13 protein-coding genes are annotated in these 13,437 nt (G+C 61.9%); 4 read left to right on the top strand and 9 right to left on the bottom strand.

Features of this window, described 5'->3' with window-relative positions; all coding sequences use genetic code 11:
* The first annotated feature begins 288 nt into the window (after positions 1–288).
* Entirely contained in the window at positions 289–690 is a 402-nt protein-coding gene (locus tag ACCD05_RS17165; RefSeq protein ID WP_413394189.1) for an acyl-CoA thioesterase, read from the top strand.
* Between the two features lie 2 nt (positions 691–692).
* On the opposite strand, the gene ACCD05_RS17160 is transcribed toward ACCD05_RS17165, so the two are convergent.
* The 3 genes from ACCD05_RS17160 to ACCD05_RS17150 are packed head-to-tail and all read right to left on the bottom strand — an operon-like array spanning position 693 to position 2,563.
* Positions 693–1,256 (bottom strand): biotin transporter BioY, encoded by a 564-nt coding sequence (locus ACCD05_RS17160; protein WP_018902054.1) that lies wholly within the window; start codon positions 1,254–1,256, stop codon positions 693–695.
* Between the two features lie 24 nt (positions 1,257–1,280).
* Entirely contained in the window at positions 1,281–1,889 is a 609-nt protein-coding gene (locus ACCD05_RS17155; protein WP_111561886.1) for an energy-coupling factor transporter transmembrane component T family protein, read from the bottom strand.
* Positions 1,889–2,563, bottom strand: coding sequence for an energy-coupling factor ABC transporter ATP-binding protein (locus ACCD05_RS17150; protein WP_413394186.1), 675 nt, complete (start codon positions 2,561–2,563; stop codon positions 1,889–1,891). Before ACCD05_RS17150 ends, ACCD05_RS17155 begins: the two co-directional genes overlap by 1 nt.
* A 148-nt stretch (positions 2,564–2,711) precedes the next feature.
* On the opposite strand from ACCD05_RS17150, the gene ACCD05_RS17145 reads away from it, so the two are divergent.
* The gene (locus ACCD05_RS17145; RefSeq protein WP_413394184.1) at positions 2,712–3,902 is read left to right on the top strand and encodes a winged helix-turn-helix domain-containing protein; all 1,191 of its coding nucleotides are present in this window, start codon (positions 2,712–2,714) and stop codon (positions 3,900–3,902) included.
* 117 nt (positions 3,903–4,019) lie between these two features.
* Positions 4,020–4,373 carry a KTSC domain-containing protein gene (locus ACCD05_RS17140; RefSeq protein ID WP_081620002.1) on the top strand — a complete coding sequence of 118 codons (354 nt, stop codon included), beginning with the start codon at positions 4,020–4,022 and terminating at the stop codon, positions 4,371–4,373.
* Positions 4,374–4,424: 51 nt separating this feature from the next.
* On the opposite strand, the gene ribB is transcribed toward ACCD05_RS17140, so the two are convergent.
* The 3 genes from ribB to ACCD05_RS17125 all read right to left on the bottom strand — a co-directional run bounded on the left by ribB (position 4,425) and on the right by ACCD05_RS17125 (position 9,935).
* Positions 4,425–5,525 (bottom strand): 3,4-dihydroxy-2-butanone-4-phosphate synthase, encoded by a 1,101-nt coding sequence (gene ribB, locus ACCD05_RS17135; RefSeq protein ID WP_413394182.1) that lies wholly within the window; start codon positions 5,523–5,525, stop codon positions 4,425–4,427.
* 10 nt (positions 5,526–5,535) lie between these two features.
* Entirely contained in the window at positions 5,536–6,633 is a 1,098-nt protein-coding gene (gene aroC / locus ACCD05_RS17130) for a chorismate synthase (RefSeq protein WP_413394180.1), read from the bottom strand.
* Positions 6,634–6,803: 170 nt separating this feature from the next.
* The gene (locus tag ACCD05_RS17125) at positions 6,804–9,935 is read right to left on the bottom strand and encodes an EAL domain-containing protein (protein WP_413394178.1); all 3,132 of its coding nucleotides are present in this window, start codon (positions 9,933–9,935) and stop codon (positions 6,804–6,806) included.
* Positions 9,936–10,220: 285 nt separating this feature from the next.
* On the opposite strand from ACCD05_RS17125, the gene ACCD05_RS17120 reads away from it, so the two are divergent.
* A complete protein-coding gene (locus ACCD05_RS17120) occupies positions 10,221–10,481 on the top strand; it encodes a DUF1344 domain-containing protein (RefSeq protein WP_018902046.1) in 261 nt (86 codons plus the stop codon).
* Between the two features lie 31 nt (positions 10,482–10,512).
* Here ACCD05_RS17120 and ACCD05_RS17115 read toward each other — a convergent pair whose 3' ends face one another.
* The 3 genes from ACCD05_RS17115 to ACCD05_RS17105 form a co-directional block, all read right to left on the bottom strand.
* Entirely contained in the window at positions 10,513–11,103 is a 591-nt protein-coding gene (locus ACCD05_RS17115) for a histidine phosphatase family protein (RefSeq protein ID WP_018902045.1), read from the bottom strand.
* A 79-nt stretch (positions 11,104–11,182) separates the two neighbouring features.
* Positions 11,183–12,001 carry an enoyl-ACP reductase FabI gene (gene fabI / locus ACCD05_RS17110; protein WP_026283646.1) on the bottom strand — a complete coding sequence of 273 codons (819 nt, stop codon included), beginning with the start codon at positions 11,999–12,001 and terminating at the stop codon, positions 11,183–11,185.
* Positions 12,002–12,123: 122 nt separating this feature from the next.
* The gene (locus tag ACCD05_RS17105) at positions 12,124–13,350 is read right to left on the bottom strand and encodes a DnaJ C-terminal domain-containing protein (RefSeq protein ID WP_413394175.1); all 1,227 of its coding nucleotides are present in this window, start codon (positions 13,348–13,350) and stop codon (positions 12,124–12,126) included.
* Between the last annotated feature and the right edge of the window lie 87 nt (positions 13,351–13,437).

The raw sequence follows: 13,437 nt of genomic DNA, 5'->3' as shown, positions 1-13,437 counted from the left end.
CCCTTCGCCAATCGCCTTTGCCCTGACGAAAACCTGCTCCGGCAGAATGCTTCAAGCTAACCAGGAAAGGCTCTAAATCACTCTATCTGCCTGCCTCGTCATGTTCCACAGCAGATGGGGTAGGGGCTCGCGATTTCAACAATCGCGCGCTGTCATACGCCTTTCGCCTTCATTTACATAATATTAGCAGGCGATTATTCTTGAGGGACCAAAGCAATTCCAGCAAAAGTGTAGCGCGGTTTTGCGTCCGGAATTGCGTGATAGCAAAGGTTGAGACTGGGGAAATCGATGAACGCTGCGATGCGCTCCAACATTGTGCAGATCCACGTGCCGTTTCGTGATGTGGACATGAACGGCCAGATGTTCCTCGGCTCCTACATCTCCTATGCCGAATCTGCGCTGTCGAAATTCTGGTCCGAGCGGCCGGAACTGGCGGACGAGCCGCTCTATGTGGCGAGCAAGATCACCTGCATCCTGCATCGACCTTTGCGCTATGACGAAATGGTGTTGTTTACCACCGCCGTCGACAAGATCGGCGTGCGCTCCGTCGGCTTCATCATCGCGGTGGATACTGGCGATGAGCGCGCCGCCGAGGTCGAGATCGTCTGGCAGGCGCAGACGCGCGAGGACAAGGCACCGGTCCCGCTGCCTGAGGTGACGCGGGACTGGCTCTACGGTTTCATGAACTAGTTTTAGTTCTTGACCGGCAGCAACGGGTAGCCGGCCATGACCGCGCGGCCGACCAGCGCCGCAACGAACGCCTTGATCACGTCACCGGGAATGAAGGCCATCGAGCCGGTAAACGCAGCCTTCAGGCCGATCTGCGCGGCAAAGGCGAGATAGACGATGCCGAAGGCGTAGAGCACGACGATCCCGCCCATCATCGCCGCGAAGAAGAAGCCGGTCAGCTGCATGCCGGCCGCCTGGCCGTGCTTCACCAGCCGCTCGCTGATATAGCCGGTGGTGAAGGCGGCGAAGACCCAGCCGATCAGGAAGCCGGTGGTGGGTGCTGCAAACGCCGCAAGACCGCCGCGACCGCCGGAGAGAACCGGCAGGCCGATCGCGACAAGCACCAGCACGATCAGCACCGCCACCGTGCCGCGCCGGGCGCCGAGCACCACGCCGGCCATCATCACGCCGAGCGACTGCGCCGTGATCGGCACCGGAATAAAGCCGAGCGTGATTGGCGGCAGGATGCCGAGCGCGACGATGATGGCGGCAAACAGGGCGGACAGAACGAGGTCTCGGGTGCTCATGATGGCTCCGTGGTTCAATAGGTGCTAATTCACATGCCGCCGAATACCGCGCGCGTCAATCGCAGCCGCGATGTTATCAGCATCCTTCAGCGTCAGGATGATCAGCGGCACCAACACCGTTGATGGCCGCACCTTCAGCCCGCGGGCATGATGCGCCTCGGCAATCGCGTGGTAGCGGCCGATGATTTCAGGCACGAAGCGCACCACCAGCCCGACGGCAAGCCCGACATCGTCGGCCCGCACCAGCCCGAGCCGCTCCAGCGGCCGGGCGGCAAGCGTGATCTCGTCCATGAAGGCGGCGATCGTCGTGGTCGCGGTGACGCTCGCGGCAAAGAGCATCAGCGCCGTTAGCCGAAGCAGCGCCACGACGGCGCCATGCCAGGGATTGAAGGCGAGGCTGAAGACGGCGACGATGAGAATGGTGAGAAGGATCGGCTTCAAACGCGCAAGGGCTGCACGAACCGGCATGCCGATGCCGAAATAGACGACGCCGGTGGCGACGACGGCCACGGCCAGCAGCGCGATGTTGGCGGTGGCAAACAGCGCGATGCCGAGCACGGCAAGCACGATGAGCTTCACCCGCGCCGAGATCAGGTGCAGCCGGCTATTGCCCTCGACATAAAGCGATTGCATCAGGCCGCGAGCTCCCGGTAGCGGGCGATCGCCTCGGCGGCCGGCGCATCGGCCGCCAGTTGGCCCTGGTGAAACACGAGCACACGTGGATAATCGGCGATCAGCTCCAGATCGTGGGTGATGACGATGGCGCTCTCGTGCAGGCTCTCGATCAGCCCCCGCACGAGGCCGCGGTTGCGCAGGTCGAGCTGGTTGGTCGGCTCGTCGAGAATGAGGATATCGGGGCCGGTGGCGAGCACCGAGCAGAGTGCCGCCATCTGCAGTTCGCCACCGGAAAGCTCGTGCGCGCGCCGCTCGGCGAGATGCCCGGCATTGAAGCGGTCGAGTACCTCGGCCACCCTGGCCTCGATCTCGGCCTTCGCAAGTCCGCGGCTCTTCAGCCCGAAGGCGATATCATCTCGCACGACAGGCAGGATGATCTGGTTCTGCGGCGATTGGAAGATGAAGCCGACATCGCCGAGCGCTGCTTTCTCATCCGATGTGTCGCGCCCGTTGACGATGACGCGGCCCGATGTCGGCTTGGTCAGGCCGTTGATCAGCCGCGCGAAGGTCGTCTTGCCGGAGCCGTTCAGCCCGATGATGGCGATTCGCTTTTCGGTGAGCTCGAGCGTCAGCGGCTGCAGCGCAGTCCGCGACCCGTAGCTGACACCGGCGCTTTCGAAACGGATATTCACTGCGTCCCCCTGAGGTGAAGCGCCGTTCTATAAACGAATGCGGCCGGAGGGAAGATCAAAACGCGACGCGACCCGACCCCATTGCATCCTCGCCCGAACCCGCCATATTCGGGTGGCTAGGAACATTTTCCGGATTATCATCGCTGCCATGACGAAGCTGATCTCCAATGCCGACGCCCGCCGCATCTTTCTGGCCAAGCAGGGCTTGAGTGCCCCGCCCAACCGCGTGCTCACCAAATCCGGCCTGCTGCAGTTGATCCACGATCTCGGCTTCGTGCAGATCGACAGCATCCAATGGGTGGAGCGCGCCCATCACCAGATCCTCTTCTCGCGCAACCAGACCTACAAGCGCGAGCACCTGACGGCGCTTCTGGAAAAGGACGGCGCGCTGTTCGAGCACTGGACGCACGACGCCTCCATCCTGCCGAGCAGCTACTTCCGCTATTGGAAGCACAAGTTCCGGCGGGAGGAGGAGGTCCTGGTGGATCGCTGGCGCAAATGGCGCGGCGAGGGCTTCGAGGATGCCTTCGACGAGACCTACGAGCGGGTGAGCCGCGACGGCGCCATCATGGCACGTGAGATCAAGGCCGATGGTCACGTCTCCGGCGGCTGGTGGAACTGGCATCCCAACAAGACGGCACTGGAATATTTCTGGCGCACCGGCAAGTTCGCCATCTCGGGCCGCTCGAATTTCCAGAAGGTCTATGACCTGGTCGAGCGCGTCATCCCGGCCGAGTTCCACGAGCCCGAGGTCAGCCGCGAGGAATTCGTGGAGTGGGCCTGCCGCAGCGCGCTGACAAGGCTGGGCTTTGCCACCCATGGCGAGATCGCGGCCTTCTGGGCGCTGGTCTCGCCTGATGAGGCCAAGGGCTGGGTCACCGCCCACCGCGATGAACTGACCGAGATCCTGATCGAGCCGGCACTGGGCGGCAAGCCGCGCCCGTCATGGGCGTTTTCGGATTTCCTCGATACGCTCGATGACTATCCCGCGGCACCACCGCGCATCCGGGTGCTCAGCCCCTTCGATCCGATGATCCGCGACCGCAACCGCACCGAACGCCTCTTCGGCTTCTTCTATCGCATCGAAATCTTCGTCCCCGAGCCCAAGCGCGAATATGGCTATTACGTCTTTCCGCTCTTGGAAGGCGATCGCCTGATCGGCCGCATCGACATGAAGGCGGACCGCAAGAAGGGCTCGCTCGACGTCAAGCGGCTGTGGCTGGAGCCGGGCGTCAAACCCTCCGCGGGCCGCCTTGAAAAGCTCGCCGCCGAACTTGATCGTGTCGCCCGTTTCGCTGGCGTCGAGCGGGTCGAGATGCTGGAAGGTTGGCGCGGCTAAGCGATTGTCATCGTTGAGATAGTTCGTATTTTAGATGATTGCCGCCTGTTAATCTTGACGGGGGTTTACCATGCTTCTTCGCGAACTTCTTAAGGACCGCGCTCGTACGATTACAGCATGAAAACACGAGCGATCAGATACGCCGCATGGACGGCATGGAACAGCCTCGCCCGCAGGGTCAGAGCACTGATGCGTAACCGTCGCGACGCCCGCGCCGCGGCGACAGGTTCGATCGTTTCGTTGAGCGAGCAGCGTGCGCGGATGAAGCCCGTTACCGTCAAGTCCGCCCTGATCGACGCGGTCTATTTCAGCCAGGAAGACGGCAGATTGCGCGTCTGCCTGAACAATGGCGAGGAACGCATGTTCGAAGGCGTGGCCGAAGCCCATGTCATCGCCATGGTGACGTCTGAATCGCCGGGCAAATATTACATGCAGAACGTCAGGACGCGCTTCAAGCGCATCGCCGCCTGACGAAGGGCGAAACCGGCGGGCCTTACCCGCCGGCTGATCATCTCACCGGCCTTAGCCGATCTCTGTTTCCGCGATCTTGATGCCGAAGCCTTCGAGGCCGACATAGTGGCGCTCGCTGCGGGTCAGTAGCTTGATCGAGCTGACGCCGAGATCCTTCAGGATCTGCGCGCCGAGACCGATTTCCAGCCATTCGCTTTCACGGTTCTGCGCCTCGGCATGCACTTCGCGGCCCTGGCCCAAAGCCTTGCGGCCGTTGTCCTGGTGACCGACGCCGACCGAACCTTCGCGCAGATAGACGATGACGCCGCGACCTTTCTCGGCGATTTTCTTCATGTAGTGATCGACGGAGCGTTTGCCGAACAGGTCGTCCACCACGCTTTCGGTGTGCAGGCGCACCGGAATGTCTATGCCATCGCGAATATCGCCGAAGACGACGGCGAGGTGCTGCATCGGATCCCAGGGCAGCGAGTAGCTGTGGGCCTTAGCCTTGCCGAACGGCGTCTCGACATCGAAGCTCGCCTGCAGCTGGATCAGCGTTTCCTTGCGCTGGCGGTATGCGATGAGGTCGGCGACGGAAACGAGCTTCAGGCCGTTTTCTTCGGCAAAGCTGGACACCTGCGGCCCGCGCATCACGCTGCCGGTGTCGTTGACCAGTTCGCAGATCACGCCGATCGGCGGCAGCCCGGCGAGCTTGCAGAGATCGACGGCAGCTTCCGTATGGCCGGAGCGCATCAGAACGCCACCCTCGCGGGCGACCAGCGGGAAGATGTGGCCGGGGCGCACGAAGTCGGAAGCGCCGACATTCGGGTTGGCGAGGTTGCGCACCGTCAGCGTGCGGTCGTCGGCGGAGATGCCGGTCGTCGTGCCGTGCTTGAAGTCGACCGTGACGGTGAAGGCCGTCGTGTGCGCGCTGTCGTTTTCCGCGACCATGGCGTTCAGCCCGAGACGCTTGGCTTCTTCCTTCGGCATCGGCGTGCAGACGATGCCCGAGGTATGGCGCACGATGAAGGCCATCTTTTCCGGCGTGCAGTGCACGGCGGCAACGATGAGATCGCCTTCGTTCTCGCGGCCGTCGTCATCGACGACGACAACGATTTCGCCGGCCTCGAAGGCCCGGATAGCGTCTACGACGCGCTTCTGATCGTAAGGCATGGGAACGTTCCTATTTCAGCCGGCCGGTCTGGCCGCGGTCTCGAAGGTAGTGGTCGGCGATGGCGCAGGCGACCATCGCCTCGCCGATCGGCACGGCGCGGATGCCGACGCAGGGGTCGTGGCGACCCTTGGTGCGGATATCAACATTCTTGCCGTCGGCATCGATCGACTGGCGCTCGGTCAGGATCGACGAGGTCGGCTTGATCGCGAAGCGGGCGATGACCGGCTGACCGGTCGAAATGCCGCCAAGAATGCCGCCGGCATGGTTCGACAGGAAGATCGGCTGGCCGTCATTGCCCATGCGCATCTCGTCGGCGTTTTCTTCGCCGGTGATCTCGGCCGCCTCGAAGCCGTTGCCGATCTCCACACCCTTGACGGCGTTGATCGACATCAAAAGCGAGGCGATATCCTGGTCGAGCTTGGAATAGATAGGTGCGCCCAAACCGGCCGGAACGCCGTCGGCGACGACCTCGACAACGGCGCCGATCGACGAGCCCTTCTTGCGGATACCGTCGAGATATTCTTCCCAGACGGGAACGATATCAGCATCCGGCGCGAAGAACGGGTTCTGGTCGACCTGGTCCCAGTCCCAATTGTCGCGGTTGATCTTGTGCTTGCCGATCTGCACCAGCGCGCCGCGCACACGAACGCCGGGAACGACCAGCCGCGCGATACCGCCGGCCGCCACGCGCGCCGCCGTTTCGCGCGCCGAAGAGCGCCCGCCGCCGCGATAGTCGCGGATGCCGTATTTCAAATCGTAGGTGTAGTCGGCATGGCCCGGTCGATACTGGCGGGCGATCTCGCCGTAATCCTTGGAGCGCTGGTCGGTATTCTCGATCAGCATCGAGATCGGCGTGCCGGTCGAGATCATCGTCTCGCCGTCGGCATCGAACATCACGCCCGACAGCACCTTGACGAGGTCATCCTCGCGGCGCTGCGTCACGAAGCGCGACTGGCCGGGCTTGCGCTTGTCGAGCCACACCTGAAGGTCTGCAAGCTTGAAACGCAGGCCGGGAGGGCAGCCGTCGACGACGCAGCCGAGCGCCGGACCGTGGCTTTCGCCCCAGGTGGTTACGCGGAAGAGGTGACCGAATGTATTGTGTGACATATGCTCCGACCGGATCGCGCCGCCGGGCGTCCCCGGGCCGCGCCATTCTTTAAAAAGGCGCGACACTCATAGGCCAAAAGCCGAGAGGGCAAAAGGCTTTCTTTGCGCCAAACCGTCTCCATTGGGAAACGGTGTTTCCTCAAATTCGAGAACAACCGCGCAAAGCGATCCTATGAAGCGATGCGCCAGGCCGTATGGGCAGCCGCTTCGGTGAAATCGTCGAAGGAGAGGGGGCGCGAGAAGGCGTAGCCCTGCAGCAGATCGCAGCCGAGTTCGAGAAGCAGGCTGGCATGCGCGACAGTCTCGACGCCCTCGGCCACGGTCTCGACGCCGAGCGAGCGGGCGATGTCGATGATCGAGCGCACCAGCGCGCGTTCCTGCGCCGAGGTGATGATCGGCTGCACCAGCTGCCGGTCGATCTTCAGCCGCTTCGGCTTCAGCTTTAGGAGGCTGACGATCGAGGTGTGGCCCGTGCCGAAATCGTCGATCTCGATATCGATGCCGAGCGCCTTGATCTTGTCGAGGTTCTCGGCAGCGACGTCCTCGCTCTCGTCGAGGAAGATCGATTCCACCAGCTCGAACGAGATCTCGCCCGGCCTGATCTGCAGCATGCGCAGCGAATCGGCCAGCGCATCGTCATGCAGGCGCCGGGCAGACACGTTGACCGAGACCTTGGGAACGGAAACGCCAAGCGCCGCCCACCGCATTTTGTCCTTCAGCGCGGTTTCGAGAACGATGCGGTCGAGCGTCTGCACGACGTTGATCTCTTCCGCGATCTTCAGGAACTTGTCCGGCGTCAGCAGACCCCGGGACGGATGCTGCCAGCGCACCAGCGCCTCGACGCCGGTCAACTGCATGGTGCGGGCGCTGAATTGCGGCTGGTACCAGGTGATGAACTCGCCGTTCTCGATGCCCGAGAGGATCTCATCGGCCAGCCGCTTATTGTTGATGATATCGGCCTGCAGATTGTGATTGAAGAACTGGAAGCGGTTGCGGCCCTGGCTTTTCGCTCGGTAGAGCGCGATGTCGGCGTTGATCAGCACCTTGCGGGCATCGACGCGCATGCCGCTCGCGAGCGCAATCCCGATCGACACGCCGCAGCGGCAGGCAAAACCCTGGAAGTCGATCGGCTGGCGCATCTCCTCGACGATCCGGCCCGAAAGCGCCGACATCTCGGCGTCGTTGGCATTGAGCGCCAGGATGACGAATTCGTCGCCGCCGATGCGCGCCACGATGTCGCTCGGGCGTATGCTGCGCGAGAGCACGCGGGAGGCATGGACGAGCATGGCGTCGCCCGCAGCGTGGCCCAACGTGTCGTTGATTTCCTTGAAGCGATCGAGGTCGATGTGCAGGATCGCGAACTTCTGCCTGGCGTGCTGCCCGGCCTCGGTCAGCTGCTCCAATGCCTTGTCGAGCTTGCGGCGGTTGGCGAGCCCGGTCAGCGGATCGTGCAGCGAATTGTGCTCGATGCGGTTGTTGGCGAGTTCGAGCTCGATGTTCTTGCCGATCGCCTCGTCCTTCGCCGCCTTCAATTCCGCCGTCATCAGCGCGTCTTCGGTGATGTCGAAGGCGACGCCGATGATTTTCAGCTGGCCACTCGAGGTCGCATGCACCTTTCCGGTCGAGCGCACATAGCGCATCGTCCCGTCCTCGGTCGGCACGCGACAGACGACGGTATGGGTATCGCCGACCTTCTTGAAATGCCGTGCGCTTTCGATGGCGAGCGGACGGTCTTCTTCCAGCACGCAGGAGAGCCAGGTCTCCTCGTCCATGAAGCCGGCGCGCGGCTCCAGCCCGTAGAGCTCGTGCATCCGGTCGTCCCAGAACGAACCGGGCTTGCCGAGCGTGGCCTCGAAGATGCCGCACTGGTAGGAATCAAGCGCCAGATCGAGCTTGCCCGAGAGCTCGGCAAGCTCGGCCTCGCGGTGCGAGAGTTCGTCGAGCGCAAGTTCCAGCTCGGCATTCTTGATGTCGCTTATGTCTTTCGCACGGCGCAGCGTCTCGGCCGCAACCGCGTCGGCAGTCACGTCCCAGACGATGCCGATCGTGCGGATGGTGCCGGCGGCGTCGTTATAGACCGAGCCCACCGATCGCAGATAGCGCGTGCTGCCATCCGAAAGCTCGATCCGGTATTGCGTCGTGTAGGAGGAACCAGACCGGCCATCCTTCAAGAGGTGGATCTTCGCCACCCGGCGATCGTCGGGAACGATCGTCTCCAGCCAGTCGTCGAGCGAGTAGCTGCCTTCTATCGCTTGCTTGCCGTGAAGTGCGGCCGCGCGCCCATCCCAGAACAGGCTCTGGCCGCCGTTTCTCAGTTCCCAGATGCCGATGTTGGATGTCTCCAGCGCCAGATTGAGACGCTGCGACAGTTCCAGCAGCGTCTCCTCGCGCTTTTCCAGCTGCCTGATGTTCTTGTTGCGCTCGCCGAGCAAAAGAGTTGCGAAGAACACGGGAACGATCGTGAGGCAGGCGGCGGCGAGGATGATGAACCGCAGCGTCTGCTGATTTTCCGGCGGGGCGGTCCAGCCGGTCTTCGGCGCCGCCGCGATCTCCCATCGTCCGCCGGCGAATGTGATCTTGCGTGTCAGCGGCCGCTGCCCCAGCACCTCGGGCGAACCGAAGAACGGGGAGACGGCTGCACCCGTGGTTCCAAGATCGCGCAGCGCGATGGAGAGGTGGTCGAGATGCGGATACTTTTCGCGGTTCTCGCTGTCACGCGCCGGCTTCAGGCCGGTGTTCTCATAGAACATGTCGGCGTCGATTACCGCCTCGACCGCGCCCCAGACCCGCCGCTGGCCGTTCTCTTTTACGAAGACGGGGAAAAAGATCGCGAAGGTGTCCTTGCCGTCGAGCGTGCGGATCGGTCCGTAGAAACGCGCCTGCTGGTTGCCGGTGGTGCGCGCCACCGACTGGCGATCCATCAGGAATTCGCGCACGTCGTGGCCAAGCCGATCCTTGCCTTCCGTCGGCGGAAATACCGACTGCACGATGAAATCGGGCGCAACGGCGATATGCACGAAATGCGGGTTCTGGATGAGCAGCCAGTTGATCTGCCGCTCCATCTCCTCGGCGTTCATCTTCGAGCTGATCGCGACCATGTTGGAGAGGTCGCGCACGATGGTGATGTCCATGTTGATCTGGGCGGTCACACGCGCGCGAATAAGGCTGGTCTCGTTTTCCGTGCGGATCGTCAATTCGCGAAGATTAGCCGCGGTATTGGCGCGATCCAGGCTGAAGCCGACGATGATGACGACCACGGCGACCAGGCAGGAAACCAGAAACGAGATATGGGTATTCCTCAAAGAACTCCGCGTTGCCTCGTTATGTTTCCTGCGGAATAGCAAAACCCCAGTCTCCCTGTTTCCCTATGACTGTAAGTAGCGGGTGTTAATTTACGATTTCTTACAGGTAGTATTGGGAACACGTTTTAAGTGTACGACTGTATTAACGAACCCTCTTGATTGTTGTTAAAATGCGCTTCATCAATTGGGCGGGAATGGTCACGGTTCAGGGCAAATTTCGCCATATTCGGGAGGCTATCTATGCACAATTGGATGTTTGAGTCGTGTTTTCGAAGGAATGCCGTCATGCGCTTCGTAGTTGCTACACTTTTGGCCACAGCGAGTTTTCTGTCGCCGATCAGCGGCTTTGCCGAGAGCGCGGACGTAGAAGCGACGATCAAGAACATCGACATGAGCAATCTCAGCCTCACGCTCGATGACGGCAAGACCTATCAGGCGTCGGAAGAATTCAATTTCGAGGGCTTGAAGGCAGGCGTGAAGGTTATCGTCTTCTACACGGAAGTCGACGGAAAGCGCGTCATCAACGATCTCGATATCGTACAGTAATTCGGCTGGCGCGAAGCCTAACCTCTCCTGATTAAATCCAGGCGATCTGCTTCGTGTCGGTCTCGATCTTGAGAATCCGGTCCTGCGGAATCTCGCCCTCTGCCGCTTCATCCTTCGGCACGTTGGCAATCGTCCTGAACAGGCTGCGAATGACGCCGCCATGCGTGACGCAGACCGTCGGCCGGTCCACCTCGTTCAGCCAGGAAGCCACCCGCCACGACATGATCTCGTAGCTCTCTGCGTCGGCACCCGGCGGAATGAAATCCCACTTGTTCAGATTGCGCTCAACGATCCGGTCCTTGGCGGTCGCCTTCAGTTCCTTGACCGTAAAGCCTTCCCAGTCACCGAACGACACTTCCACCAGGCGCTCGTCGGTGCGGTAGTCCTTGGGCGGGAGGTTCATTGCTTCGCGGGCGATCTCCATCGTCGCGCGCGTACGGCCGAGCGGGCTCGCGATGAAATCGAACTCGATGCCTTCGACCTTCAGGATTTCCGCGAGGTTGATGCCGTTCTGGCGCGCCTGCTCACGACCGATGGCATTGAGCGGGATGTCCTTTTGCCCTTGCAGGCGGCGTTCCGCGTTCCAGTCTGTCTGGCCGTGACGAATGACGTAGATAAGCAATGATCGGCTCCATATTGCAAACGGCCCCTTATCGCTTCCGCGAGGAGGGGCCGCGAGCATGACTCATAAGAGAGTACGATCAGTCTTTTATGACGGAAATATCCGGCGCGTCCACAGCCTTCATGCCGATAACATGATAACCGCTGTCGGCGTGATGCACTTCGCCCGTGACCGAGCGCGACAGGTCCGACAGCATGTAGAGGCCGACATCGCCGACTTCTTCGATGGTGACGGTGCGGCGCAGCGGCGCGTTGTATTCGTTCCACTTGAGAATATAGCGGAAGTCGCCAATGCCGGACGCTGCAAGCGTCTTGATCGGGCCGGCCGAGATCGCGTTGACGCGGATGTTCTTCGGTCCGAGATCGACCGCCAGATACTTCACGCTGGCTTCGAGAGCTGCCTTGGCAACGCCCATGACGTTGTAGTTCGGCATGACCTTTTCGGCGCCGTAATAGGTCAGCGTCAGCATCGAGCCGCCATCCGTCATCAGCTTCTCGGCGCGACGGGCGACCGAGGTGAAGGAATAGACGGAGATCTGCATCGTCTTGGCGAAGTTGTCCGCCGAGGTGTCGACGTAACGGCCGGTGAGCTCGTCCTTGTCCGAAAAGCCGATCGCATGCACGATGAAGTCGATCTTGCCCCAGGTCTTCTCGATGTTGTCGAAAACCTCGTCGATCGATGCTTCATCGCTGACATCACAGTGTCCGGCAAGAATGCCGCCGAGTTCGGCTGCCAGCGGCTCGACCCGCTTCTTCAGCGCATCACCCTGATAAGTAAAGGCAACCTCGCCGCCCTGTGCATGAATAGCTTTGGCAATGCCCCACGCAATCGAACGATTGTTGGCAACGCCCATGATGACGCCGCGCTTGCCTGACATGAGGCCTTGTGCCTGAGCCATGTTTCGCCCCTTAAGTAAATTGATCGATCCTGCCTATGGCATAGCCGGCCAGCCGGTTCAAGATTGGCAGCAATCATCAACTGTTAGGGAACGTAACAAAGGGTGCTAATGTCACCTAAAATTCACAAAAACAGGCCGTTCTTCATAATTCTCATCAAATCCGTGACCTTATCGTCGGGCTTTTCCCACAGGATAATGCGTAGTTCGACCACAAGATCGCCCTTTCCGCCATCCGATTTGGGCAATCCCTGACCTTCGAACCGGATTGATTTGTCCGATCCCGACCATGCCGGCACGGTCACCGTCAGCGGTCCGTTCGGTCCGTCGATGCGCGCGTCGGTGCCGAGCACGGCGTTTTCGATGGTGACGGGAAGCACGGTGTGCAGGTCGAAGCCGTCGACAGTGAAGTCGGCATGCGGGGCGATGTGAATATTGACCACAGCGTCGCCGCGCTGCATGCCCGTCAGCTTGTGACCCTGTCCCTTGAGGCGCACCGTGTGGCCCTCGGTGGTCCCCGGCGTCAGCGCGAAGCCGGCATCGCGGCCATCGCCGAGATCGACGTTCACCCAGGCTCCCTTCAAGATGTCCTCAATGGTGACGGTCGCGATGGCCAATTGGTCCGGCGCCTTCTCGGGCGCGGGGGCCGCGCCGCCGGTGAAGCGGCGTACGAATGAGGTGAGGAGGCTGAGTGGCTGCAGGACGGCAGCGCTCGCCGCCGCGGCTTCTTCCGCGCCGTGCTCTTCGTCTGCGCTCTTGCCGGCATCGCCGGCCTTGGCGCTCTCGCTAGCCTTATCCGTCTGCTTGTCGGCCTCGGCGCTCTCGGGCTCCGGACGCTTGGCCCGGCCGGAACCAAAACCGCGCGTCCGTCCGCCACCGCTTGCCGCTCGGGACTGATTGCCGAATATCCGCTCGATCATCTCTTCGGCGGGCTCGGCAACACCTGCCTGCTGCTGCTGTTGCGGCTGCGGCTGTTTGGCCGCTTCGGCTGCCGCCTTCTGCGCCGCTGCCCGCGCCAGTTCTTCCATCACCCGCTCGGCGTTTTCCTGCGCCTGCTTGGCGCGGATCGCGGCTTCGCGCGCCGCCTGGCGCTGCGCCATGATGGTGTTTTCGTTCTGCTTCTCGTTCTGCTTGGCTTCGGCCGCCCGCGCCGCGCTGTCGAAAAGACTGCGCTTCTTCGGGTCCTTCAGCGTGTCGTAGGCGCGGCCGATCTCGGCGAAGCGCGCACCGGCCAGCGGGTCGCCCTGATTATGGTCAGGGTGCACCACCTTGGCCATGTTGCGCCAAGCTGCCTTGATCTCGTCCTGCCCAGCGTCGCGCCTGACGCCCAATATCTTATAAGGATCGCGCATGTTCCAAACCGCCCGGTGTCCAAATGCGAGGTGCCCTGTCCGGCACTCCGCAGCCCCGATTAAACTCATTTGGTGCGCCGAAGTTCG

Source organism: Rhizobium sp. Rhizsp42 (assembly GCF_047304155.1).
Lineage (GTDB): Bacteria > Pseudomonadota > Alphaproteobacteria > Rhizobiales > Rhizobiaceae > Rhizobium.
The sequence above is the reverse complement of the archived record's forward strand: the minus strand, read 5'-3'. Positions and strand labels throughout refer to the sequence as shown.

Bases quoted from the DNA above. Each gene is read 5' to 3' on its own strand.
- ACCD05_RS17165 (WP_413394189.1), top strand. From the start codon at position 289: ATGAACGCTGCGATGCGCTCCAACATTGTGCAGATCCACGTGCCGTTT.
- ACCD05_RS17160 (WP_018902054.1), bottom strand. From the start codon at position 1,256: ATGAGCACCCGAGACCTCGTTCTGTCCGCCCTGTTTGCCGCCATCATC.
- ACCD05_RS17155 (WP_111561886.1), bottom strand. From the start codon at position 1,889: ATGCAATCGCTTTATGTCGAGGGCAATAGCCGGCTGCACCTGATCTCG.
- ACCD05_RS17145 (WP_413394184.1), top strand. From the start codon at position 2,712: ATGACGAAGCTGATCTCCAATGCCGACGCCCGCCGCATCTTTCTGGCC.
- ACCD05_RS17140 (WP_081620002.1), top strand. From the start codon at position 4,020: ATGAAAACACGAGCGATCAGATACGCCGCATGGACGGCATGGAACAGC.
- ribB (WP_413394182.1), bottom strand. From the start codon at position 5,525: ATGCCTTACGATCAGAAGCGCGTCGTAGACGCTATCCGGGCCTTCGAG.
- aroC (WP_413394180.1), bottom strand. From the start codon at position 6,633: ATGTCACACAATACATTCGGTCACCTCTTCCGCGTAACCACCTGGGGC.
- ACCD05_RS17120 (WP_018902046.1), top strand. From the start codon at position 10,221: ATGCGCTTCGTAGTTGCTACACTTTTGGCCACAGCGAGTTTTCTGTCG.
- fabI (WP_026283646.1), bottom strand. From the start codon at position 12,001: ATGGCTCAGGCACAAGGCCTCATGTCAGGCAAGCGCGGCGTCATCATG.
- ACCD05_RS17105 (WP_413394175.1), bottom strand. From the start codon at position 13,350: ATGCGCGATCCTTATAAGATATTGGGCGTCAGGCGCGACGCTGGGCAG.